A 23,921-nucleotide genomic window follows, 5' to 3' on the forward strand; every position below is an offset into this window, starting at 1 on the left:
AGAGTTATAGTGTAGTAGTACACAGCAAATGTGTTACATATTTTGAAGTTAAAGGATGTCATTATTATGAAGAAAAAAAGTATTTGGATTACGGTCATCATCGTAATTATTATTCTATTAGGTGGAGCGTTCTGGTTTCAAAACCAGCAAAAGGCCAAAACAGCCAGTGCTAAGCCCAAACAGCAACAACACTCTTTCGTTGTCAAAGCGGCCAGTCCGTTAGAATTATCGGCCAATGTGACCTACCAACAAAAATACAATTTAATCAAAGTCAATAGCTGGCAATTATTAGTGAACAACGGTGAGACTGTTTATAAGGGTGAGAAGTTAGACACCACAGGTCAATTAGCTCCTGCTAACGGTGTTTTTGAATTAGGTGCTGAGCAAAACTTTGTTTATACAACGCCATTCAAAGCGCAAGGTAGTGTTTCTGAATATGACCTAGATAAAATTGCCGTGAATAACTCAGTTAATGTCAAAGCTTTAACTGGTAATAACAACCAGAAAAACCAAACCGGTCAAATAACTTATTTACAGTTAAATAGTACTCGTCAAACTGCTGGCGTTTCTTATTACACCTTCGAAGCTTCACTACCGCAAAATTATCGTCTCGGTCAACATGTGATTATTTCTATTCCTTCACCATATACGCAAATTCCTAAAAAAGTAGTTAAGAACCATGAAGTTCAATTAAGTAATAAAACTAAGCAAGCCATCGGACCAGACCAAATCAAGCAAACCGACCATGAATACTACTATGTCGATCGTAACTATCTAAAACCACAAACTAAATTAATTTATAAGGATAAATAAATGGCAAATGTAATTGAACTTTCCCAAATTCAAAAGTCCTATGACCAACAGTCCAATTATGCCTTAAGTATTCCAGAATTAACGATTCAAGATGGTGAATTTGTGGCCATTATGGGACCTTCTGGTTCTGGAAAATCAACTTTTATCAATATCTTAGGTTTATTAGATACTGCTTATCAAGGAACTTATCAGCTTAACGGTACCAACGTCAAACAAATTAAAAGTGATCGTAAATTATCGCGCTTACGTAATCAATATATTGGTTTTGTCTTTCAAAATTTCAAATTATTGCGTAACTATACCGTCATTGATAACGTTAATCTACCCCACTTGTATAGTAAAAAACCGTTTGCCTCGCGCAAAAAAAAGATCTTAGGAATTTTAGATCAAGTTGGTCTTCAAGACCAAGCTAATAAATACCCCACACAATTATCTGGTGGGCAACAACAACGTGTCTCCATTGCGCGGTCTTTAATTAATGATCCCAAATTAATTATCGCTGATGAGCCAACAGGAGCACTTGATTCAGAAACTTCTTTAAAAATCATGCAGTTAATGCAAAAATTACACGACCAACAACACAAAACTATCATTATGGTCACACATAGTGAGATGGTTGCTGAATTTGCCGATCGAACAATCAAAATTAAAGATGGGCGGTTATATCAATGAAATTTTTTAACAACCTACGCATTGCTTTAGTCAGTGTGCGTAAACGTTTCTTTCGCAATTTAATGTCCGTGATGGGGATTATCGTCGGAACCTTGAGTGTTTTATTAGTTTTAGGAATTGGTAACGGCTTAAGCAAAACCGTCAGCCACCTTTTTTTCCAAGGCTATGAAGGCGATAAATTAATGATTGAGTATATTCCTAACGAAGATACAGGAAGCTTTCAAAAATCTGATTTACAATTAATCCGTCATTTACCGAATGTCAAAAAGGTCACATTGCCTTCTTATGATATTTTAAGTAAAAATTTAGTTTGGCAAGGTCAAAATAAATCGTTAGATTTAGAAGCGATTAAATCAGGATCTAAGGCTCATCAAACTAATATTATCGAATTAAATAAAGCCTTACTCAAGGATACTAATTTTAGTAATATTAAAGTCGGCGATTACCTTTTCATTCAAGACCGTCCCTTTAAAGTTACCAAGTTGTATAGTAAGCCTATCCCCTTTATCGGCGTTGGACCAGCTGGTGGCCGGATCAGCAAACAAGATTATCAATTATTAAAAGGCCGGCATGCTAATAACTATGACGAAATGGATGTTACTTTACAAAAAAACCTCTCTGCTAAACAAGAACAACAGGCTAAAGCCAAAATTTTACAAACTTTAGAAAATAAAGGTTTTTACCATACTTTAGGCGATTACAGTTGTCCGGATACTAGTGGTGCTAAAAAACAAATGGATAAAATCATCAAAATGTTAGCCGCCTTTATTGCTGTAATTGCTGGAATTTCGCTCATTACGGCAGGCATGGGGATCATGACGACCATGACTGCTAATATTGCCGAACGAACCCAAGAGATCGGTTTACGCCGTTCTATCGGTGCCAGCAAACATGATATTACGCTACAATTTTTACTGGAAGGAACTCTGCTCACACTATCAGGTGGTCTAATTTCACTTATATTAGCATTACTAATCCAAACCGGAATCAACGCGCTCCACATTTCTCATTTCGCGATGAATATTTCCAGCACCAATATTACAGTGGTGTTGATCATTGTCTTAATTGTTGGCATCATTTTTAGTTATGTTCCGGCTCGGCGGGCAGCCAAAAAGAATATTGTCAATTTAATTCGCTAGTTTTAAAAATTTATTAACCATTAAAAAACTCGACCTGGATTCTTAGCTTTAATCTTGGTTGAGTTTTTATTATATGAAAGTTGTCTATGACCTGATTTTTCATAATCATATTATTAGACCAGTTGATGTCAGCGTGCTATCATCAAAATTGGTAGCAGGAAGGATGGTGAAAAATTGAAACGGAGCAAGAAATGGTTTTTAATTATTAGTTTAATTTTAGTGTTGCCATTGCCAACTTATATTTTATGGAATAATAGTCGTTTTTGGCAGCGCTATCTAGATCTAAAATTACCCGCGATTACCAATTTAGATCGTGGTTTTGCATGGTATCTAATTGTGATTAGTGTTCTAGCCTTGGTTTTAATTATTATTAGTATTTTAATCAGTTTATTTTGGCCAACACGCAACAAATTCCAATTAATTCATAAAAAAGATGGTCAAGTAAAAATTACTAGTAAGGCCATTAACGGCTTTATTAATGCTTCTATAACCCAATTACCTTATCTTCAATATCCTAAAATCACTTCCAAATTGACTAATCGCCGCTTGCGTGTCAAGGTTAGTGGCGATTTAGCACCTGGTGATAGTGTCAAAAAGCACTTAACCAATTACTTAAATCAATTAGAGGATGATCTAAAGCAATTGTTGGGTATTCAACAAAAACCTAAGATTGAAATTAGGTTCACTAACTTCGACGCCCAGGATAATTCTGATCACAACAAACAGCGGGTTTATTAAGGGGGGATCTACTAATGAAGGATTGGTTAGACCAACACATGTCGGAAACAATTGGTGTCATTATCGGTCTCCTATTAGCAATTTGCTTTTTAGAATTAGGCTTTTTACGCACCGTTTTTTTGGCAGCAATTACCGCTTGTGGTGGCATCATTGGTCATTATTGGCCAAAGTTACAGCAGCTACGTGATAAATAATTTTTCAAAAGGAGTGGTCAAACATGGCAGAAACAACACAAAAAAATGCAGAACAAATTAAAGGTGAATTATCATATGATTCTAAAGTTATTCAAAAAATTATTGGAATTGCCCTATCTGATATTGATGGGTTATTAACAGTTGATGGCGGCTTCTTTTCCAATTTAACTGATAAATTGGTCAATAACGATGATGTTACTTCAGGTATTAATGTTGAAGTCGGTAAAAAGCAAGTGGCCGTAGATATTGATATTGTCGCTGAATATGGAATTGATATTTCCAAATTGTATGATCAAATTAAACAACAAATTTTTGATCGCGTTAAGTCAATGACGGACTTAGACGTTGTCGAAGTTAACGTCAGTGTCGTTGATATCAAGACACAACAGCAACATGAAAAAGATTCCGTTAGTTTACAAGATCGCTTTAGCGGTGCAGCTAAGGATACCAAAGAGAAAGCTAATCAAAAACAATATGAGCGTAAACAACAAAAACGTGCTGAAGAACGCGTCAAATAATCAATTCTAAAAAGTCCCAAAAAAACAAGACTGGAGCAATTCCATTAATGATCGCCTAATTGAACGAACATTAATGAAATCATTGCACTCCAGTCTTGTTTTTTATTCAATGAAGTTGGGACAGGTTCTTATTATATCGCAAATTAAACGAACATTAATTCATTCTTGCGTTTCCCAAAGTCAACAGTTTTTGCCTAACAAAATTAAATTTTCACAGTCAAGTTTGGGCTTTGAAATTTCATTTTGGTAGTGCTCAACTGTTAAACGACTTTTATCTTGACCTTAAGCTTTGTCAGTTTTATCATAAACTGGAAAATCATTAGCTTGACCATAATCTTTAATCTGCGCAATTTGCTTTAATTGTGTTAAATCTGTGTCTGAAATCACAAAATCAACTTGTGTATTACTCTTAATATGAGCCGGAGTTTGTGATTTTGGCAACGGTAGTAAACCTAATTGTAAACAATAGCGGATACATAATTGTGCTGGTTCAACTTGGTATTTAGCAGCCATTGCTTGAATTTGGGGATTTTGTAAAATCGCACCATGTGCAACCGGTGAATAAGCTTCTACTAAGATATCTTGTTGTTGACAGTAATCAATCAAAGAAAACGGCGTATTAGAAATATGAGCTAAAACCTGATTGACCATCGGTTTGATTTTTCCATGTTCTAAAATATTATCTAAGTCTACTTTTTCAAAATTAGAGACCCCAATGGCGCGAATTTTACCAGCCTGATAAGCATCTTCTAACGCCCGCCAGGCTTCTAGGTTGCCTGCAAAATAATGATTACCATTGCGAAAATCTGCCCAAGGTTCTGGCGCATGAATAATCATTAAATCAAGATATTCTAAATCTAATTTTTTTAACGATTCATCAATCGCCTGAACTGCTTCAGGGTAAGACTTAATTTCGGCGGCCAATTTGGTCGTTACAAAAATGTCCTGGCGCTTAATGCCTGATTGTTGTAAAGCTTGACCAACACCTGCTTCATTACCATAGGCTTGAGCCGTATCAATGTGGCGATAACCAGCTGCTAAAGCAGCTTGGACTGATTCTTGAACTTGATCATTATCAATTAACCAAGTTCCAAAGGCTAGTTTCGGAATTTGAACACCGTTAGTCAAAGTATAATTTTGGGTCAATACACTCATTTTTAGTACTCCTTTAAAAAATTAAATTCTATCAAATCCGTTGCCAATTAAATTCAAATTTAATTTTGGGCTCAATTCTCACAAATATCTACTAACAATCCCATCTAATTGGAACCTCAAGCCGGCATGATTTCAATTTAATGACAACTTAAATTTATCATAATACTTAAAGCTCACTCGAAGTCAAACAATAACCATCAATTTCTGACTGACACTCGTCAATATTTTTGTAAACTAAAAAAGCATTGAAATCCAGAACAAAACTCCCAATTTCAATGCTTATTATATTTAAAATTTAACATTAACCTAGTTATTCAACGTGCGTTTGCGCAGCTTGATGCCGTAAATTAAGAGCAATAATCACACCAACAACCGCCAACAATAAAGTAAAGTATAAGCCGTAATGAACACCATTAGTAAATTTAGTTGCTAAATTACCACTAACAGCATTTTGACCTAAACTTAAGAAACTAGTTGATAAAGCAGTTGCCACTGCACCAATAACTTGTTGCATAGTATTTAAAATAGTACTACCATCCGCAGATTCAACACCGGATAAAGAATTCAAAGCGTGTGTTTGCGCTGGTGACATTGCTAAAGGACAACCAACCATCAACACAACGTGCGCTAAGATAATATACCATAAAGCGGAATGCTGATTGGATAAGAGCAACATTACAACCCCAATTACAGCTACCACAAAACCGGCGACTGCTGGTTTACGCGCACCCAAAGTATCGTATAACCGACCAGCCACTGCGGAAACAATAGCATTAATAATTCCACCTGGTAACATAATCATCCCGGTCAAAGCAACTGGTAATGAGAGACCCTGTTGTAAATATTGTGGCAACAAGTACATTGCTGACAAAATAATCGCAAAATCTAACATGACACCTAAGGCCCCTAAAGTAAAGGCTTTATGCTTAAAGACCCGTAAGTTCAAAACGGGTGTTTCTAATTTTAATTGGCGTCGCGCATAAAAGACTAGTACAACAATACCGACGACTAATAAACCTAAAACAAACGGTGAACTCCAGCCCCATTCGCTGGCAAAACTAACACCTAAAACTAAAGCAGAGAAACCAACAATGGATTCCAACACAGACCACACATCAACATGCGGTTTGGAAATTTTACCAACATTTTTCAAGCCAAAGATCGCTAATAACAAACCGATCGCTAAAAATGGTACAAATGCCCAGAAAACCCAGTTCCAAGATAATTTACCTAAAATTAATCCAGTTAAAGTAGGCCCCACAGCAGGTGCTAACATAATCACCAATGCACAAACACCCATGGCTGCACCTAATTTAAATGGTGGAAAAATGGTCATTGCTACGGTAAACATCAGCGGCAAAATTAAACCGGTACCTAACCCCTGAATGACCCGACCTAATAGTAAAATACCAAAATTTGGTGCTAAGGCGGCAATAATTGCTCCAACAATAAAATCAGCTAAACCAAAAATGACAATTTGTCTTGTAGTAAACCATTTAGTTAATAAACTCGAAAAAGGTAACACAATCCCAATAACTAACATATAACCAGTGACTAACAATTGTACTGTTGCTGCACTCACATTAAAGGCGTGCATCAATTGTGGTAGGGCAATGTTTAAGGAAGTTTCAGATAACATTCCCACAAAAGCCCCAATTAACATACTTGACATTACTAGCCAGGGTTTTTGCACTTTAACAACTGCTTTCATTTCATCCATGTAAAAACTCCTTCTATTTTCACGTTTTTTTCGCAACCAGATTATCTTAACAAATAAAATCGCTTGATGTAAGTTTTTATCCACAAATATTTTTAATCTATTAGAAAAAGGTTATTAAAATCAAAAAATGAGCTTAAATTTTTTCAAACCTAAACTCATTCCGTTAAAAAAATTAGCTCTTATTTCTCAAACTATTAACCTAAGTTCTTGTTTTAAAAGTACAAGACTGTAAATGATCATTAACAATCCCTACTGCTTGTAAATAAGAATACATAATCGTTGGTCCCACAAATTTAAAACCTTGTTGCTTAAATTTGTTAGTCATTTGTTGAGCCAACTGATCAGTCGTTGGCACTTGCGCTTGGTTTTGCCAGTGATGGTTATAAACCCGATTTTGCGCCAAAGACCACAGCCAATGATCAAAACTACCAGCTTGTTGCTGGACATTAATGACTATTCGCGCATTATTAATCATGGCTCTAATTTTTAGTCGGTTACGAATTAAATCTTTATTCTGCAGCCAACTAGCGATCACTGGTTCATCAGCGTGTACAATTTTTTGACAATCAAAATTAAAAAAGGCTCGGCGCATAGCTTGACGTTTGTGCAAAACGGTGGCCCAACTTAAACCAGCTTGCATCGTTTCCAATACCAACAGTTCAAACAATTGACGATCGTTGTGTGTTGGTCGACACCACTCTTGATCATGATATTTAATCATTAACGGATCGTCACCAACCCAAGGGCAACGCTTTAGTTCACCTGCCATTAGAAAAACTCACTTGGCGCTAAACGATTGTAATAATGAAGGTAAGTTTTTCCAGTTTCTTCATTCAGTTTTAAATTAATGACTGCTGCATTTTGAATTTCGCCTACTTGACTGATTGTCGGAATGCTTAATCGACGCTGAACTAAGATCCGCGAAACTGTCCCATGACAAACTAGTAAAACATTTTGGCCTGCCCGTTTGAGTCGCACCTCTTGTAAAAAACTCTGCAAACGTTGAGCAACTTGATCATAACTTTCACCGGTACTGTAGTTGACATATTCTTCAGTTAAATATCCTTGTTCATCAAAAACTTGGGGATAACGCTGCTGCACTAATGCTGAATCTTTGCCATCCCAATCACCATAATTCATTTCCATCAATCGATCATCTGTTTGAATTGGTAACTGATTTTGATTCAAAATTTCAGCTGTTTGGACGGCTCGCTTGAGCGGACTACTGTACAGACAATCAATCTGACTAATATCAAAACTAGTATGTAAATTTTGAACTTGTTGCACACCAGTAGCATTCAATGGTAGATCTGTGCCAGAACCATTAATTTGTCCCCATTTATTGGTATCAGTTTGTCCATGTCGAACAATAAAAAGATTAATCACACTCTTTCTCCTTTCTAACTAACCATTTAGTTATTATAGCAAATTTTCAGTACTCAAAACAAAATCCCATCAGTTAGATTAGACTTTTAACCAAGCAAAAACCACTAAGCGGCCATTAATATTTGAATAATTGATCATTGGTTGATTTAGGTTTTTAATCCATGATTATAAGTTGAGTTGCAAATTGTGTATCGTTTCTTATGATACCATTCAAAAAATAACAGATTTTTGGACAAAGTCGGATTATAATAGTATTAAATTCTAATAAATGCTGTTTAGAAATAAGGGACCGGAACAATAAAATTGCAGCTCGTATTTAACGTATCTTAATTAAAGATTGCGTTTAAAAAACAAGTTAGCATCTAATTGCGCCTAATTTTCCAGTTAGGTTTAGGCCTTGTGCATTAAGAGCAATAATGCCAACTATCATGTGATTTTGATCCCCAACTTTTCGTTAAAAACAGCTGGAAGGAAAGATTATGGAACTCAAACAATTACACTATTTTGCTACAATTATCAACTGCCACAGTTTTCGCGAAGCAGCCAAAGTAGCACAAACAGTCGAATCAAATCTCAGTATTCAAATGAAAAATTTAGAACAAGAATTAGGCGTCACTCTATTTGTTCGCATCGGTCGCTCTATGCAACCAACCGCAGCAGCAATGGAGCTGTACCGTCACGTACAATTAATTTTACAGCAGACTAAAATTGTCAAAAATAAAATTCCTAGTATCAAAAATAACGGCACATTACAAACTAGTTTACATATTGGTGTCAGTGGCAATTACTTAACACCACTAATGATTAAAGCTGGTCAACATCTCAAAAATCCGTTCACTTTTAATTTTGCTCAACTCAATACTCACCAAATTATTAACCAACTAAAAAATGAAAAAATCGACCTTGCTATTACGCCGTTAGATTCTTCTATCACCCAAGATGCCGATTTAGAGTTTACTTTTTTATTTACAGATAAAACTGTGGCTCTAATACCTAAAAAATGGAAAAATTTAGCTAATAAAAAACAAATCACTTTTGCTGAACTTTTTACCAATCCACTAGTCGCTTTGAATCGTGATTTTGTGGTGCGCCAACACTTAGAATCATATTTTAATCAAAATAATCTGAAAGCTAACGTTAAATACGAGGTCAATGACTATTCGGCCTGCTTAGCTATTGTCCAGGATAATGAAGTTGCTGGTATGGTAACTAAATATTTTATGAAGCAACAATCAAAACAAACAGAACTCCAGGTCTTACCAATCATTTCGCAAATTTTGCCCATTCAAATGGGCGTTGTCACTCTGAAAGAACCTAATTTATCTAGACCTCTTACTCAATTAAAAGAAGCACTATATGAAGAATGCCTAGACATTAAATAACCACAATGACTGACAGGCACCATTCACTTTTTCATAATGACCAAACATTATGATCATGAAAACCATCAGTTAATAATTCCGCCACCCGTAAAGTTCCATCTAATGAAAAGATTTCTTTTGCGCGACTTGATTAATCCGCAGTCGTGCTCAAACTAAATTCTTATTAATCGGATATCAAAATAAATTTCACTCCTAAAAACGGTGCTGACTAATTTTTAAAAAATTAACCCGCACCGTTTATTTTTTATTAAAATATTTACTCGCTTTGAATTTGATAAGCTAAAGCAAAATTACCTAATGTCGCAGAACCATTATTTTTAACACGTGGCATTGTAATATACTTGTCCAATTCAGGAACATGAACATAACCGTTTAACAATTCTTTAAACTGCTGCCGTACTTTAACCAAAAAGTCTTCACTAATTACGCCACCACCAAAAACAATATTATTAGGACGTAAAATCAATGTTTGTTGTACTGCCGCTTGAGCAACATAATAAGCCATAATATCCCAGACATGATGTTCATGAGGCACGTCTTTGCCTGCTTTATTGAGTCGGGCTTCAAACGTCGGTCCAGAAACTAAACCTTCCAAACAATCATGATGGAACGGACAAACACCTGCAAAATCTAAATCATCAGGATGGCGTTTCAAAAAAGTATGCCCCATTTCTGGATGACCAATACCTTGCAAAATCTGACCATTTAACACGGCACCACCACCGACACCAGTTCCAACAGTATAGTAAACCAAGGAATTAATTTTTTCATTAAATAGATTGGCTGTGACATATTCACCATATGCAGAGCCATTAACATCCGTCGTAAAATAAATTGGTACTTCAAAATTACGTTTTAATGGTCCAATCAAGTCAACATAATGCCAATGAGCTTTAGGCGTATCCGTGATATAACCATAGTATTTATTATTTTTCTGTAATTCAATCGGGCCAAACGATGCAACGGAGATGGCAGCCAATTCAGGAAACTTCTGAAAATATGTAATCATTTGCTGAATTGTCGTTTGAGGATCGGTCGTTGGAAATTGCGTTTGATCTAAAATCCGATAATCTTCATTACCAACTGCACAAACAAATTTGGTTCCACCCGCTTCAACACTACCTAATAACATAAAATTGCCTCTTTTTTTAGAATAATTAACTTCATAATACCGATTTCTAGATTTAACTGCAAGAAAGTTCCCATGGGGATTTTAAAAAAAATAGTAAATTAGTTTGAGTAATTTTTACATAATTAGCCCAAATTATTGGCAATCAATGTTTATCAAAAATATTAAGCTGAAATTAGCAACAGAGTTAACTTGATAATGAGTAAAAGTTTAAAATATAAGTAGTTTAAAATTGTTGCCACTAAAAGTCAGCGTTTTAAACTGGTAATTGCTAATTAAGTCGCTCAATTGCTAACGCTTATGATAGACTTAAGGGAAAATTAAAGAATAAAGGAGTTTCATTAATGTCTAGAAAACTTTCTGCTTGTACGACCATTCTTGTCGGCAAAAAGGCCTCGTTAGATGGTTCAACCATGATCGCCCGTAACGATGATACTTTTGAGGCTGTCGCACCACATAAATTTGAATATCATCCCGCAGCTCATCGTGAACAACCAATCGTAAAGTCTTGGTTAAATAAATTTCAAGCCCCAGTTCCAGAAAAAAATTTTGGTTGGTCAGGGGTGCCTAACGTTGACTATCAAAATGAAGGCTACTATGACGAAAGCGGTATTAACGATCATAATGTTGCCATGTCAGCAACGGAGAGCACTTATGGCAACGAGCGAGCATTAGCTTATGATCCGCTCGTCGTTGACGGTTTAGATGAGGATTGTATTGTCCGAATGGTTTTACCTTATGTAACTTCGGCTAAACAAGCTGTCGAGCGAACGGGTCAATTGATCAAACAATACGGTTCACCTGCTGGTAATTCTGTTTTATTCAGTGACAATCATGATGTTTGGTATATGGAAATTGTTACCGGCCATCATTGGGTAGCCCAAAGAATTCCAGATAATGCTTATGCCATTGCCGCTAATCGCGTTTCTATTCAACAAGTTGATTTTGACCAGCCACAAGAATTCATGTGGTCACAAAATATTCGAGAATTCGTTACACAAAATCAACTTAATACTGACCAATCAGGGTGGAATTTCCGGCATATTTTTGGAACAGATAATCAAAAAGATCGGCACTATAATAATCCACGTGTGTGGTTTGGTCAAAAATATTTCAACCCCGAAATTCCTCAAGAACCTGAAGATGGTGAATTACCATTTATTTGTTACACCGATCATAAAATCTCGGTCGAAGACATCGAATATGTTCTGGGATCACACTACAATGAAACCCCGTATGATCCGTTGCAAAGTGGTGAATCAAAAGACAAATATCGTTACCGGCCAATCGGGTTAAACCGTACACAAAATTCACACATTTTACAACTGCGCAATAACGTCCCCCAAGACTTAGCAGGCGTAATGTGGTTATGCTTTGGTTTCCCAAGCTTTGCGCCTTATCTACCGTTTTACACCAATATGAATGAGACCGATCCTTCATTTAATGACACTGCCATGAAATTTAATTTAAAGGATGCCTATTGGTTATATAATGGTTTATCAGTTTTAGTAGAAAGTCACTACCATCAATTTATCCAAAGTGACATCGACTTTTTAACTGAATGTAAGCAAGATTTCCGCAGTGCTTTGGCAGCTAGTGATCAGGCTGCAGGACAATTAAGCGGTGCAGAATTAACTAACTTTTTAACTCAGCAAAACCAAGCCTTAGTTCAACAAAATCGTCAAAAAACTTTCAATTACATGGCCGATTTAATGACCCAAGGCATTAATCTATCCAAGTTAACTTTTAATATGGATAAAAATTTATAAAATAAGCCACAACTTTTACTCTTTCTGCCGTAATGCTTAACTTGATTAATAAGGAGAAAAATATGAAAATTGTCAGCTTTAGTATTCGTAATGATGAACGTCCCGCTTTACAAGAATGGCAAGAACAACATCCAGAAGTAGAAGTTCAAATTGAAACGGATTTACTAACACCACAAACGGCTATTAAAGCTCAAGGAGCTGATGGCATTGTTACTTTTCAACAATTGCCATATACCAAAGATGTTTTGACAGCCGTTCATGAGCAAGGTATTAATAAAATGTCACTGCGTAATGTAGGAATTGATAATATTGATTTAATAGCAGCTCAGCAGCTGGGTTTTCAAATTACTAATGTTCCTGTTTATTCACCCAACGCAGTCGCCGAACATGCTATTTGGTTAATGGGACGCTTATTAAGACGTGAACCTGAAGCCAGTGCTAAAATAGCTCAACGCGATTTACGTTGGGCACCAGAAATTGGTCGTGAATTGCGAATGCAAACTGTCGGTATCGTTGGTACTGGCCACATCGGTCAAGTTTTGATTAAAACCTTACAAGGTTTTGGTGCCAAAGTTATTGCCTACGATCCTTATCGCAATCCACAATTAGAACAAGCTGGTCTTTACGTTGATCGTCTGGAAGACTTATTTCAACAATCTGATATCATTAGTTTACATGTCCCCTCAACTCCAGAAAACATTCACATGATTAATGACCAATCAATTCAAACAATGAAAAATAACGTCATGATCATTAATGTTTCGCGGGGAGACTTGATTGACACTGCAGCTTTAATTCGTAGTTTGGATAATGGTCAAGTTGGTACTGCTGGTTTAGATGTTTACGAAAATGAAGTCGGTATCTTTAACGAGAATTGGCATGGAAAAACTCTGCCAGATCAGAATTTAAATAATTTATTGCAGCGTCAAAATGTTATTGTAACACCCCACACAGCTTTTTATACCGAAACGGCTGTCAAAAATATGGTTCAAACTGCTCATGATGAAAATCTCAAAATGATTCAAGGTCAAAAACCTGATAATATAGTCAATTTAGGATAAATTAAACTATTTTACCTTAACCAATTGTCTTGAGGTTGGCACAAAAGTAATTTAGAAGTTAAGCACTAACTGCGTTCAACATAAACTTCTAACTTTTGTCCCAGCCTTTTTTGATCTTAACTTCTTAGGACAAGCTCTATTTTATATATTTCCCTCAAGGAAAACGATTGCAACAAACATCTAACTGTGCTACTCTTAATTCATCCGAATGACATTCATTCGAATGAGTAATTTTGCAGTTCAGTTTGTTAGCTTTAAAAATTTCTAAATAGAAAGGATTGATTCTTTGAGTTTTAAACAAAATTTTTTATGGGGTGGTGCTAGTGCTGCTAATCAATATGAAGGTGGTTATGCCCAAGATGGTCGGGGTTTAAGTACTATTGATGTCTTAACTAATGGATCACTGAATCAACCACGATTAGTAACTTGGAAAAAAAGCAATGGTACTACTGGTACCTCGCCTTTAGTTTGGGGACAAGATTTTAAAATACCGGCCGATGCTACACCACAAATTTTACCTAATTATCATTATCCTAGTCACCACGGCACCGATTTTTATCATCATTATCAAGAAGATATTAAATTAATGGCTGAAATGGGCTTTAAAACTTTTCGCTTATCTATTAGTTGGTCAAGAATTTTTCCCAATGGTGATGATAGCCAGCCAAATGAACTAGGTCTAAAATTTTATGAACAAATCTTTGATGAATGTGCTAAATATCAAATTCAACCAATGGTTACTTTGTCACACTACGACACACCATTATCTTTAGTCAAACGTTTTGGTGGTTGGTGTAATCGGCAATTAATTGACTTTTTTGTAACTTATGCTACTACCGTTTTGAAGCGCTATCATCAAAAAGTCCAGTACTGGACTACCTTTAACGAAATTAACGCTATGGATTTAGCACCTTATATGGGCGGCGGACTACTAAATCCGACTCCACAAAATCGCGCTCAGGGTGCCCATAATCAATTTGTCGCCAGTGCCAAAGTGGTCCGTGTAGCACATCAGATTGATCCTAAACTTCAAGTCGGTCAAATGCTCGCTTACTCGCCATTGTATGCTTATACGTGTGATCCAGAGGATCAATTAGCAGTCATGAAACAACAACAAGATACGCTATTCTATGCTGATGTCCAAGTTGGTGGTCATTATCCCCAATATCGTCTGCAACAATACGAAAAAGAAAACATCAAGCTTGATGATAGACCTGAAGACTACCAATTATTACTAAAGTATCCTGCCGATTTTCTTAGTTTTTCTTGTTATGGTTCATCAACCATTACCACGCATCATGATAAGCAAAATACTGCCTCTAATTTAGGCGTCACTGGCGTTAAAAATCCTTACCTAGAAACTAATGCCTGGGGCTGGGCTACTGATCCCCATTGCTTACGCTTGGCTTTAAACACCTTATGGGATCGATACCACAAACCGTTGTGGATTGTTGAAAGTGGCTTAGGCTGGTCTGATAAGTTGGAAGAAAATGAAATTATTCATGACGACTATCGGATTAAATATTTAAGTGCTGCGGTCAAATCCATGCAAGATGCTGTTAACTTAGACGGAATTAACCTTATGGGTTATACCGTCTGGAGTGCAATTGATTTAGTCTCTAATGGAACCGGCGAAATGAAAAAGCGCTACGGTTTGGTTTACGTTGATTGCGATGATTTAGGTCAAGGAACCATGAAACGCTATAAGAAAGATTCTTTTGCATGGTATCAACAACTAATTGCTAATAATGGTGAACAATCTAATTAAATTGTCTTGTAATGGAGGATAAAAATGGTAAAAATGAATTATCCTAAAGATGCAAAAATTATGGCACAAGCTTTAGGTGGTATTGATAATATTACACGAATGTTTCACTGTATGACCCGTGTAAGGGTTTACTTAAAGGATAAAAATTTAATTGATGATAATAAAATTCTACAATTACCTGAAGTTAACGGTACTAATTGGAGCAATGATCAATTCCAAATAATTTGTGGAACTTATGTTGGTGGCATTTATGACGAATTAGTTAATCTGGGTGTGCCTAATGATGATTCAGATAATAGGACTGTCTCTAATACTGCTTCAGTTAATAAAGGACTCGGTAGTAAGATTATTGAAGCAATTACTGGTTGTATGACACCTTTAATTCCAGCTCTAACTGCTGCTGGAATGATCAAAGTAGTATTAACTCTATGTACAACCTTTAATTGGGTAGCACAAACCAGCTCTACTTACCAAGTTGTTAATTTCATGGCAGATTCTATGTATTACTTTTTACCATTTTTTGTTGCTGCCAATGCTGCTAAGGTTTTTCGCGTTAACCAGTCGTTGGCATTATTAATAGCTGGTGTCTTCTTAAGCCCAACTTTTGTTAAAATGGTAGCTGCTAAAGCACCCATTATTTTCTTTGGTCTTCCCGTGTTCAAATATGATTACGCTTACTCAGTTATTCCTATTATTCTAATGGTTTGGCTAATGTCTTATATTTCTCAATTTGCTAAAAGATTTTCCCCCGATATTATTCGTTTAATTTTTGAACCAACATTAATTATTATTATCAGTGCGCCACTAGCCTTATTAATTGTTGGTCCTTTAGGTGGAATTATTGGTAATTGGTTATCCATTGCCATCGACTTCTTATCTGCTCATTTAGGTTTTGTAATTGTTGGTATCTTAGCAGCAGCATTTCCATATATTGTTATGACCGGAATGCATCATGCTCTAACACCCATCGGTCTCAACGCCGTGGCTACCAAAGGTGATACTTTAATTTTTGTTTCGCAAGTTTGTTCTAATGTTGCTCAAGGTGGTGCTGCTCTAGCTGTAGCGGTTAAATCACATAATAAGCAAATGAAACAATTAGGTTCAGCTACCGGTATTTCAGCGTTAATGGGCATAACCGAACCAGCACTTTATGGTGTCACCTTAAAATTGAAACGACCGGTTATTGCCGCTAGCTTAGCAGCTGGCATTGGGGGGATTATTGGCGGAATTTTTCAAGTAACATTGTATTTACCACAAAATAGTTTGTTAGCATTACCAGCATTTATTGGTGGTAAAAAACCGTGGCTTAATTTTGCTTTTGGTTCAATCATGATTTTAGTTTCCTTTATTGCAGCGTTTATTTTCACTTTAGTTCTCGGTTTTAAAGATCCTCATCAAGAAGATGATAAGCAAGACAAACCAACAATAGCTAAAAATTCAACTCTCCAAAAATTAATCGACACGACTAGTCTTAATTCTCCACTATCTGGGAAAATTGTCGATTTAAAACAAGTACCAGACCCTACTTTTTCACAAAAGTTGATGGGTGACGGTATCGCTATTCAACCAAAAGATAATGTTGTCTACGCACCGGCTAATGGTGAAGTTGTTTCTATTATGAAAACAAAACATGGCATCATGTTTAAAACTGATACTGGCATTGAACTATTAATCCACATTGGCTTGAATACAGTTGAATTAAATGGTCAATATTTTCAAGCTTTCGTTAAAAATGGTGATCACGTTCAAAGTGGCGAAAAATTAATCAGTTTTGATAATCAAGCCATCACCGAAGCAGGATATAATTTAATTTCAACAGTTATCATTCTCAATACTAAAGATTTCAAGAAAATTACGACCACTTCGACAAATGAACTTCAACATGGTGATTGTCTTCTCCAATTCAATATCTAAATCAAAGAAAGTAAGTTACGCTCAAAAATAAAAGGGACCTATATCAAAATATTTGATCTAGATTCCTTATATTTTCATGATAATCAGCTAGAATATAATCATTAGCACAAATCAAGATCGAAAAATAGTGCTAAGTTAATCAATTTAAAAAGGTGAAAATCATGGCACAAAGAGAAAGTTCTTTAGCAATTGCCGAATTAGTCGAAAAAATGATTCAAGAAATTAAGGAGCAAACTATCAGTGATGAAGCTAATAAATTGCCAGCTGAGCCTGTATTAATGCAGCGTTATCATGTAACACGTTACACATTAAGACAAGCATTCAAACAACTTAATGACATGGGTTATACTTTTCAAATTCATGGTATTGGAACCTTTATCCGCCCTCAATTAAAAAGTGATGGTACCTTAATTCAAACAACCGTTGGTCAAAATGAAGATCTTGCTCGCCAAGGTAGAACACTAACTACCAAAACGGCAGAAATAAAAGCTTGTACTATCGCCGAAGCAGAATTTCGTCCCTTTGGTAGTACTGATTTAAAAACGACTACTGCTATCTGGTCCGTTAAACGACTTCGTTATCTAGACGGTAAGCCGTTTATTTATGAACGTTCATATTATTTGCGTGATTTAATTCCTAAGCTACCTAAAAAAGCACTGTATGGATCACTATTTAAATTCTTAAAAGAAGAAACTAATTTAAAACTAGGCTTTCAAGATACGATCATAACATCAGAATTAATGGATAAAAAGATGACTGAGTTTTTCAAATCCCGTCCCAATGCTCCTACATTAAGCATTTGTGATGATTCTTATCTAAGCACTGGTAAACTATTCGCCTTTTCTAAATTATCTTACGATGCTCATTTAACAAAGCTCTTTATGTTCAAAAAACTAGATTAAAGAGCGGTTGGCACAAAAGTCATTTAGAAGTTAAGCACTAACTGCGTTCAACATAAACTTCTAACTTTTGTCCCAGCCTTTTTTGATCTTAACTTCTTAGGACAAGCTCTATTTAAAACCATATAAAAAACTCTCGCTAGCATTAAACCTAACGAGAGTTTTTTAATTGCTTACTACTTAGCAGCTTTATGATATTCTTTTTTCATATCATCTAAACCATCTTGCAAGAAAGCAAGTACTTTATCTGTATGTTGACGACGCTTAGCAGAGTTCAATTTGGAAACTGGGCGGCGACGTCCGGTCACACCTTTATGTGTATTAGCCATCGTAATCCTCCTCCCTGTTCTAAAATTAATTTTAATCTAACTATTTTATTTTACGGAAAAAAGCTGCAAGATTCAAGTCATAATTAATTAAATTCAATAACCATTATTAGAATTTTGCGCCATTCGGTCAACAACAACCGCTGGTACCCACTCATTAGCAGCAACTTGATAAAACGGTTCATTATTAATCATTTTAAAACAATTAGTATACCAATTAGAGTTGGCTGGTAATTGCCGCGCTGGTATTAATTTTCCTAAACGATCATATAAAGATGTCGTCTGCTTGATTTTTAATACCCCTTTCAAACGATACATTTCCGGGGAAATATTTTTTTGGGGATAATGCCACCAATCTTCTTTACCAGCTAGATCGTAAGTAGAAGCATAACGTTTATCAATTCCCTCAGTTTTGGTATATTGATAATAAATTTGAGCTTGTTGTTGTTGAGCTGGTGACCATTGGCTGGTCTGTGGTGTCCAAAAAGTTTGGACGATATATAATAAACCATCGTCACTTTTAGCAACGCCAACACCTACATGCGTATACAATGGATTTAACATATTTTTTCGATGACCATAGTCAGGATTACCATAATCATCATAGAAAAAAGATAACGCATTAATGACATCTTGGCGAACATTACCCGTGTCCATAATTCGTTCTAAATTTTCACCAGCATAGCTATTAGGATAAACTGCTCCCCAATTATGATCATGATTTAAAATTTGCTGCTGCGCTAAATCGTTCGCTCGTTGCTGAGAAAAGGTCGTTAACTGTTCATCAACTTGTAACTCTGGCAACTGATTTTGTTGTCGTAACCGATTTAACTCTTGATTTAAAGCCTGATTATATTCATTAATATTTAATTGTTGAGCTCGTGCTGGTATTATTTGCTGATTAAAAAACCATAAACTACAGATCAAGGTCATTAATCCCACTAAACAACGTTGGATTTTCATGGATTTTCCTCCCACCAGCTTTCAGCTGAATTAATTAAACTTTCACGTAACTCAATGAATTGAGATTCAAAGTTAGCTAACTATCAAAAGTTACCTATCGCTGCAAATAAATAATTTTTATTTGCAGTCGAGATAATCAACTGACTAATCAGCTTCTGTTTAAATTAAGCCAATACTAATCATTATTGCTTTGTAAAAGTCAATGATTTGTGCCTGAGACATTTTTACCACTAAGTGACTTTTGTTTATTCAATTCAAATTACGCATCATATCTAAATTCAACTTTAATTATAACTTATAATTACTTCAACTATGGAAAATTTCACTTAAAATTTTAATTGCTCTTTTTTTAGATTAAAAGCAGTTCAGTCCTGACCTTTGCGAATTAATGAATTTATTTTCCCAATATGCTAACATCATTAATAGAGGGGGTGGTTTGTTTGTGACCGAGAACGTCATGCATTTAATTAAGGTGGTTTCCAACCAATTATCACGACAAATTAATCAATTTGCTAAACAATTTGGTTTGACTGGGGTGCAAGTTCAAATCGTCGATTATTTAAATCATTTACCACAAAATCAATATGTTTATCAAAAAGATATTGAACGTGAATTTAATATCCGGCGTTCCACAGCAACTAGCGTTTTGCAAAAAATGGAAGAAAACGAATTAATTGTCCGCAATATTTCACCATCAGATTCACGTCTAAAAATTGTTTCGGTGTTGCCAAAGGCTGAAGCTTTGCAACCGCAAATCAGCCAATTTTTAGAAACAAACAATGAACAATTACTAAGTAGTTTAAGTACATTTCAACGTCGTAGCTTTGTTAAAGCTTTGGAAAAATTACCAACCGAATTGGTAAAAAATAAGCCCGTGGAGGAGAAAAATGACTGAAAATATTGTTTTCGATTGTGATCCTGGCAGTGATGATTCAATTGCGATCTTAGAACTTTTTGCCCATCCCGAAAAATTTAACGTACTGGGTATGACTACCGTTGGTGGAAATCAAGTTTTAAGTAATGTTACCCGCAATTTACAACATGTTCTTTGGTTTCTGAAACAATCCACACCAATGGCTCCAGGACAAGCCCAGCCCATTATTAAAAATTTGAAAAATGCCTCTGAATTTCACGGCGAAAATGGGCTTGCGGGGCCAAGTTTTCCTCAAGCAGCCGATAATTATCCGCTAGCTAGCGACAATGGTGTCACTTTTTTACACGAAACTATTCAAAAAAGTCCTACACCAGTAACAGTTGTCGCTACCGCTCCCCTAACTAACATTGCCTTATTACTCAAAGTATTTCCACAAGATAGGACTAAGATTAACAAAATTGTTATTATGGGTGGATCTTTAACCAAGGGCAACGTCACACCAGCAGCAGAATTCAATTTTTATGTTGATCCCGATGCAGCAAGCATTGTTCTCTCATCTGGCTTAGACATCGTTTTGTGTGGTTTAGATGTTACCAATCATACAGCACTAACAACCACTGAAATGCAAGCTTTTCAAAATCGCGGTCCTGCTAGTCAATTGGCTTACGAAATTTTAGTTCCGTATTTTAAAGCAGAACAAAAACATCATCATTTCGATATGGCACCAATCCATGATTTAGCAACAACCACTTATTTACTACAGCCTGATATTTATCAAGGTCAAAAATTAGCCCTGAAAGTCGATACTTCTTGGGGCGAATTGCGTGGCCAAGTCAGCATTAATCCTGACGCAACCGCCACAGCTAACGTTTTAGTATTAAAACAAGTTGACCGTGAGCGTGTTGCTCAATTATTAAGCGATTCATTAACACAGTTAGATCATCATTTATCAGCATTTGAATAAAATCAACAACCATCTTCCGGATATAATTTTCTATTCGGTAAGGTTGTACACAACTATTAAGTAATTTCCACTTTTACCTCAAGATTGGTATGCAAGTAAAATTTATCACTTGCTACCAATCTTTTTTCATATCTGGAATTGCTTCAAAGCCTAATCAATTGACTATTATCTTTTTTAGATTATAATGATTCTAAACTAGAAAAAGGTAGGAAGTCCTGTTATGCATTATAAGAAGTTACTCGTTATCTTTATGATTGCCTTACTCGCAGTCGTATTACAATTTGGTTTTCATCTAAATCTTTGGGCGCAAATTTTAATCACAGTAGTCGGCTTGATTTTAGCTGTTTCAATGACTTTTGAGATGATTAAAACCTTACGTTCTGGTAAATACGGTGTCGATTTATTAGCTATTTTAGCTATTATTTCAACGTTAGCAGTTGGTCAATATTGGGCTAGCTTAATTATTTTATTAATGTTAGTTGGTGGTGATACATTGGAGGATTATGCCGCCAATCGTGCTGGCAGTGAATTAAAAGCTTTGCTTGCCAATGCGCCTGAACAAGCCCATTTATTAAGTGCTAACGGTGAAATTAAAGATGTGGCCTTAGATGAGGTTAAAATCAATGACCATCTACTGGTTAAGCCTGGTGAGCAAGTGCCAGTTGATGGAATAGTCACTCAAGGTGCTGGCAACTTTGACGAATCTTCATTAACTGGTGAATCACAACCTGTTGAAAAAAATATTGGTAGTGAATTAATGTCTGGTTCAATTAATGGTTCCGCAGCCATTGAATACCAAGCCACTAAGTTAGCAGCGGATTCACAATATCAAAAAATTATCCGTTTAGTTAAAGAGTCGCAAAATCAGCCAGCTCATTTTGTTCGTTTAGCCGACCGGTATGCCGTTCCCTTTACAATTGTTGCTTTAATTATTTCGGGGATTGCTTGGATTATTACTAAAGATCCTAATCGTTTTGCTCAAGTTTTAGTTGTCGCTTCACCCTGTCCTTTAATTTTAGCAGCACCGATTGCCCTAGTTTCTGGTATGAGTCGAACTAGTCGCAACGGTATTATTGTCAAAAGTGGTACCTCAATCGAAAAGATGGCACTCTTAAAAACAATCGCTTTCGATAAAACTGGCACTATTACTCAGGGGCAATTAGCTTTAGATCAAATTGAAGTTCAAGCCCCTTTCACTGAACAGCAAGTTTTGCAATTAGCCGCTAGTGTTGAACAGCAATCTAATCATATCCTGGCGACTTCTTTGTTAAGTTCCTATCACGGTTCATTATTAAACGTTGAAAAATTAACAGAAGTCACTGCTAAAGGTGTTCAAGGCCAAGTTGACAATCAGCTAGTTAAAGCGGGTAAACTAGAATTCGTCGCCCCAAGCACTTCTAGTGACAACAATAATCAACCAACAATTTATTTGAGTATCAATCAACAATATGCTGGTAAAATAACTTTCCTAGATCAAGTTCGTCCTGAAGCTAAATCAACTTTAGATCAATTAAAACAGTTAGGCATCAACCATTTGCAAATGTTAACCGGTGATAATCAAAAAACCGCTGAAAATGTTGCTCAAGTCGTTAAAATGCCCGAAGTTAAAGCTAATCTTTTACCTGAAGACAAAATCAAAGCACTGAAACAAACTCCTGCTGAGCAACGACCACTCGCAATGGTTGGTGATGGCGTAAACGATGCTCCTTCTTTAGCAATTGCTGATGTTGGTATTGCCATGGGTGCAAAAGGATCAACTGCTGCTAGTGAAGCCGCTGATATGGTAATCGTTAAAGATGACCTCAGCCGTTTAACACGTGCTTTAATTATTTCTCGTGAAACAATGGCCATTGCTAAACAATCTGTTTTAATTGGGATTTTTATCTGTATTGCTTTAATGTTGATTGCTGCATTAGGTATTATTCCGACCATCATTGGCGCATTATTACAAGAAGTGATTGATACTGTTTCTATTTTATGGGCCTTAAAAGCTCGGCATGGTAGAACTACCTTTAACTAAATTTAATCAACTTTTCAAAGTTTGTTACCACTTATTCAAAGTTGCCATCATTAATTAAATATGGTAACTTTTTATTTATTCTAAATTATCCCAAGAAATAATTATTTAGATAAATTACATCAAAAAGGCAATAATTCTAATCATTTAGCGTTATACTAGAAATAGTAGATACTTTTTATAGCAAGTGAATTATTTTTGGTTGTTTAGGCTTAAACTTGGAATAATTATGATCAACTCTTTTACATTGAAAGTTAAATAAGTCTTATATTCCATAAGCTAAGATTGGTTTCTAGAATAATGATTGAGAAAAATAGAATTAATAATCAAATATTTGGATAAATTATTTGGGCATTAATTTTTAAGGCGGTTCGACTAGGAAATCGTTGGGATTAGCAGCATTGAATTTTCAAACCAAAGTGTATAACCTCGATACATGTTATGACTAATGCTCATTACTATCCGCTTTTTGGTACCAACATCCTTGACTTAAACTCAATCGTTAGATTAATTTTGAACC

Annotated in this window: 22 protein-coding genes; 15 read left to right on the forward strand and 7 right to left on the reverse strand. The window is 35.7% G+C overall.

Annotated features, from left to right (window positions below):
* Window positions 1-66 precede the first annotated feature (66 nt).
* The 6 genes from AC3B7A_RS04430 to AC3B7A_RS04455 all read left to right on the forward strand — a co-directional run bounded on the left by AC3B7A_RS04430 (window position 67) and on the right by AC3B7A_RS04455 (window position 4,074).
* Window positions 67-813, forward strand: coding sequence for a hypothetical protein (locus tag AC3B7A_RS04430; protein WP_489754933.1), 747 nt, complete (start codon window positions 67-69; stop codon window positions 811-813).
* Window positions 814-1,485 carry an ABC transporter ATP-binding protein gene (locus AC3B7A_RS04435; protein WP_489754934.1) on the forward strand — a complete coding sequence of 224 codons (672 nt, stop codon included), beginning with the start codon at window positions 814-816 and terminating at the stop codon, window positions 1,483-1,485.
* Window positions 1,482-2,624 (forward strand): ABC transporter permease, encoded by a 1,143-nt coding sequence (locus tag AC3B7A_RS04440; protein WP_489754935.1) that lies wholly within the window; start codon window positions 1,482-1,484, stop codon window positions 2,622-2,624. Before AC3B7A_RS04435 ends, AC3B7A_RS04440 begins: the two co-directional genes overlap by 4 nt.
* A gap of 174 nt (window positions 2,625-2,798) precedes the next feature.
* Entirely contained in the window at window positions 2,799-3,362 is a 564-nt protein-coding gene (gene amaP, locus AC3B7A_RS04445; protein WP_489754936.1) for an alkaline shock response membrane anchor protein AmaP, read from the forward strand.
* Window positions 3,363-3,376: 14 nt separating this feature from the next.
* The gene (locus AC3B7A_RS04450) at window positions 3,377-3,556 is read left to right on the forward strand and encodes a DUF2273 domain-containing protein (RefSeq protein WP_489754937.1); all 180 of its coding nucleotides are present in this window, start codon (window positions 3,377-3,379) and stop codon (window positions 3,554-3,556) included.
* Window positions 3,557-3,579: 23 nt separating this feature from the next.
* Window positions 3,580-4,074, forward strand: a complete 495-nt coding sequence (locus AC3B7A_RS04455; RefSeq protein ID WP_489754938.1) for an Asp23/Gls24 family envelope stress response protein — start codon at window positions 3,580-3,582, stop codon at window positions 4,072-4,074.
* 282 nt (window positions 4,075-4,356) lie between these two features.
* On the opposite strand, the gene AC3B7A_RS04460 is transcribed toward AC3B7A_RS04455, so the two are convergent.
* From AC3B7A_RS04460 to AC3B7A_RS04475, 4 genes are all read right to left on the reverse strand, one after another.
* Window positions 4,357-5,229, reverse strand: coding sequence for an aldo/keto reductase (locus AC3B7A_RS04460; protein WP_489754939.1), 873 nt, complete (start codon window positions 5,227-5,229; stop codon window positions 4,357-4,359).
* Between the two features lie 310 nt (window positions 5,230-5,539).
* Window positions 5,540-6,940 carry a DHA2 family efflux MFS transporter permease subunit gene (locus AC3B7A_RS04465; RefSeq protein ID WP_489756545.1) on the reverse strand — a complete coding sequence of 467 codons (1,401 nt, stop codon included), beginning with the start codon at window positions 6,938-6,940 and terminating at the stop codon, window positions 5,540-5,542.
* A gap of 208 nt (window positions 6,941-7,148) precedes the next feature.
* Complete coding sequence (locus tag AC3B7A_RS04470; protein ID WP_489754940.1) at window positions 7,149-7,718, reverse strand: DNA-3-methyladenine glycosylase I; 570 nt, start codon at window positions 7,716-7,718, stop codon at window positions 7,149-7,151.
* Window positions 7,718-8,335: a histidine phosphatase family protein gene (locus tag AC3B7A_RS04475; RefSeq protein ID WP_489754941.1), complete on the reverse strand. Its 618-nt coding sequence runs from the start codon at window positions 8,333-8,335 to the stop codon at window positions 7,718-7,720. Before AC3B7A_RS04475 ends, AC3B7A_RS04470 begins: the two co-directional genes overlap by 1 nt.
* A gap of 479 nt (window positions 8,336-8,814) precedes the next feature.
* Here AC3B7A_RS04475 and AC3B7A_RS04480 point away from each other — a divergent pair, with 479 nt between their 5' ends.
* Complete coding sequence (locus AC3B7A_RS04480; protein WP_489754942.1) at window positions 8,815-9,717, forward strand: LysR family transcriptional regulator; 903 nt, start codon at window positions 8,815-8,817, stop codon at window positions 9,715-9,717.
* 256 nt (window positions 9,718-9,973) lie between these two features.
* Here AC3B7A_RS04480 and scrK read toward each other — a convergent pair whose 3' ends face one another.
* Window positions 9,974-10,849: a fructokinase ScrK gene (scrK, locus tag AC3B7A_RS04485; protein ID WP_489754943.1), complete on the reverse strand. Its 876-nt coding sequence runs from the start codon at window positions 10,847-10,849 to the stop codon at window positions 9,974-9,976.
* A gap of 341 nt (window positions 10,850-11,190) precedes the next feature.
* On the opposite strand from scrK, the gene AC3B7A_RS04490 reads away from it, so the two are divergent.
* The 5 genes from AC3B7A_RS04490 to AC3B7A_RS04510 all read left to right on the forward strand — a co-directional run bounded on the left by AC3B7A_RS04490 (window position 11,191) and on the right by AC3B7A_RS04510 (window position 18,260).
* Complete coding sequence (locus tag AC3B7A_RS04490; protein ID WP_489754944.1) at window positions 11,191-12,615, forward strand: C69 family dipeptidase; 1,425 nt, start codon at window positions 11,191-11,193, stop codon at window positions 12,613-12,615.
* Between the two features lie 62 nt (window positions 12,616-12,677).
* Window positions 12,678-13,676, forward strand: a complete 999-nt coding sequence (locus AC3B7A_RS04495) for a D-2-hydroxyacid dehydrogenase (RefSeq protein WP_489754945.1) — start codon at window positions 12,678-12,680, stop codon at window positions 13,674-13,676.
* A gap of 286 nt (window positions 13,677-13,962) precedes the next feature.
* Window positions 13,963-15,444, forward strand: coding sequence for a glycoside hydrolase family 1 protein (locus AC3B7A_RS04500; protein ID WP_489754946.1), 1,482 nt, complete (start codon window positions 13,963-13,965; stop codon window positions 15,442-15,444).
* Between the two features lie 24 nt (window positions 15,445-15,468).
* Entirely contained in the window at window positions 15,469-17,358 is a 1,890-nt protein-coding gene (locus AC3B7A_RS04505) for a beta-glucoside-specific PTS transporter subunit IIABC (protein WP_489754947.1), read from the forward strand.
* Between the two features lie 161 nt (window positions 17,359-17,519).
* On the forward strand, window positions 17,520-18,260 hold the full coding sequence (locus AC3B7A_RS04510; protein WP_489754948.1) for a GntR family transcriptional regulator: 741 nt from the start codon (window positions 17,520-17,522) through the stop codon (window positions 18,258-18,260).
* A 173-nt stretch (window positions 18,261-18,433) separates the two neighbouring features.
* Here the strand turns inward: AC3B7A_RS04510 and AC3B7A_RS04515 are convergent, their stop codons facing one another.
* Together AC3B7A_RS04515 and AC3B7A_RS04520 are read right to left on the reverse strand one after the other, a co-directional pair.
* The gene (locus AC3B7A_RS04515; protein WP_489754949.1) at window positions 18,434-18,586 is read right to left on the reverse strand and encodes a hypothetical protein; all 153 of its coding nucleotides are present in this window, start codon (window positions 18,584-18,586) and stop codon (window positions 18,434-18,436) included.
* Window positions 18,587-18,679: 93 nt separating this feature from the next.
* Window positions 18,680-19,546, reverse strand: coding sequence for a CAP domain-containing protein (locus AC3B7A_RS04520; protein WP_489754950.1), 867 nt, complete (start codon window positions 19,544-19,546; stop codon window positions 18,680-18,682).
* Window positions 19,547-19,934: 388 nt separating this feature from the next.
* Here AC3B7A_RS04520 and AC3B7A_RS04525 point away from each other — a divergent pair, with 388 nt between their 5' ends.
* The 3 genes from AC3B7A_RS04525 (at window position 19,935) to AC3B7A_RS04535 (ending at window position 23,404) form a co-directional block, all read left to right on the forward strand.
* Window positions 19,935-20,441, forward strand: coding sequence for a MarR family winged helix-turn-helix transcriptional regulator (locus tag AC3B7A_RS04525; RefSeq protein ID WP_489754951.1), 507 nt, complete (start codon window positions 19,935-19,937; stop codon window positions 20,439-20,441).
* Window positions 20,434-21,384, forward strand: coding sequence for a nucleoside hydrolase (locus AC3B7A_RS04530; RefSeq protein ID WP_489754952.1), 951 nt, complete (start codon window positions 20,434-20,436; stop codon window positions 21,382-21,384). Before AC3B7A_RS04525 ends, AC3B7A_RS04530 begins: the two co-directional genes overlap by 8 nt.
* A gap of 220 nt (window positions 21,385-21,604) precedes the next feature.
* Window positions 21,605-23,404 (forward strand): heavy metal translocating P-type ATPase, encoded by a 1,800-nt coding sequence (locus tag AC3B7A_RS04535; RefSeq protein ID WP_489754953.1) that lies wholly within the window; start codon window positions 21,605-21,607, stop codon window positions 23,402-23,404.
* The last annotated feature ends 517 nt before the right edge of the window (window positions 23,405-23,921 follow it).

This window comes from Bombilactobacillus sp. ESL1202 (assembly GCF_058107125.1).

Coding starts and splice junctions, on each gene's coding strand:
- AC3B7A_RS04430 (WP_489754933.1), top strand. CDS start 67: ATGAAGAAAAAAAGTATTTGGATTACGGTCATCATCGTAATTATTATT.
- AC3B7A_RS04435 (WP_489754934.1), top strand. CDS start 814: ATGGCAAATGTAATTGAACTTTCCCAAATTCAAAAGTCCTATGACCAA.
- AC3B7A_RS04440 (WP_489754935.1), top strand. CDS start 1,482: ATGAAATTTTTTAACAACCTACGCATTGCTTTAGTCAGTGTGCGTAAA.
- AC3B7A_RS04450 (WP_489754937.1), top strand. CDS start 3,377: ATGAAGGATTGGTTAGACCAACACATGTCGGAAACAATTGGTGTCATT.
- AC3B7A_RS04455 (WP_489754938.1), top strand. CDS start 3,580: ATGGCAGAAACAACACAAAAAAATGCAGAACAAATTAAAGGTGAATTA.
- AC3B7A_RS04460 (WP_489754939.1), bottom strand. CDS start 5,229: ATGAGTGTATTGACCCAAAATTATACTTTGACTAACGGTGTTCAAATT.
- AC3B7A_RS04465 (WP_489756545.1), bottom strand. CDS start 6,940: ATGAAAGCAGTTGTTAAAGTGCAAAAACCCTGGCTAGTAATGTCAAGT.
- AC3B7A_RS04470 (WP_489754940.1), bottom strand. CDS start 7,718: ATGGCAGGTGAACTAAAGCGTTGCCCTTGGGTTGGTGACGATCCGTTA.
- AC3B7A_RS04480 (WP_489754942.1), top strand. CDS start 8,815: ATGGAACTCAAACAATTACACTATTTTGCTACAATTATCAACTGCCAC.
- scrK (WP_489754943.1), bottom strand. CDS start 10,849: ATGTTATTAGGTAGTGTTGAAGCGGGTGGAACCAAATTTGTTTGTGCA.
- AC3B7A_RS04490 (WP_489754944.1), top strand. CDS start 11,191: ATGTCTAGAAAACTTTCTGCTTGTACGACCATTCTTGTCGGCAAAAAG.
- AC3B7A_RS04495 (WP_489754945.1), top strand. CDS start 12,678: ATGAAAATTGTCAGCTTTAGTATTCGTAATGATGAACGTCCCGCTTTA.
- AC3B7A_RS04505 (WP_489754947.1), top strand. CDS start 15,469: ATGGTAAAAATGAATTATCCTAAAGATGCAAAAATTATGGCACAAGCT.
- AC3B7A_RS04510 (WP_489754948.1), top strand. CDS start 17,520: ATGGCACAAAGAGAAAGTTCTTTAGCAATTGCCGAATTAGTCGAAAAA.
- AC3B7A_RS04515 (WP_489754949.1), bottom strand. CDS start 18,586: ATGGCTAATACACATAAAGGTGTGACCGGACGTCGCCGCCCAGTTTCC.
- AC3B7A_RS04520 (WP_489754950.1), bottom strand. CDS start 19,546: ATGAAAATCCAACGTTGTTTAGTGGGATTAATGACCTTGATCTGTAGT.
- AC3B7A_RS04525 (WP_489754951.1), top strand. CDS start 19,935: ATGAATTTATTTTCCCAATATGCTAACATCATTAATAGAGGGGGTGGT.
- AC3B7A_RS04530 (WP_489754952.1), top strand. CDS start 20,434: ATGACTGAAAATATTGTTTTCGATTGTGATCCTGGCAGTGATGATTCA.
- AC3B7A_RS04535 (WP_489754953.1), top strand. CDS start 21,605: ATGCATTATAAGAAGTTACTCGTTATCTTTATGATTGCCTTACTCGCA.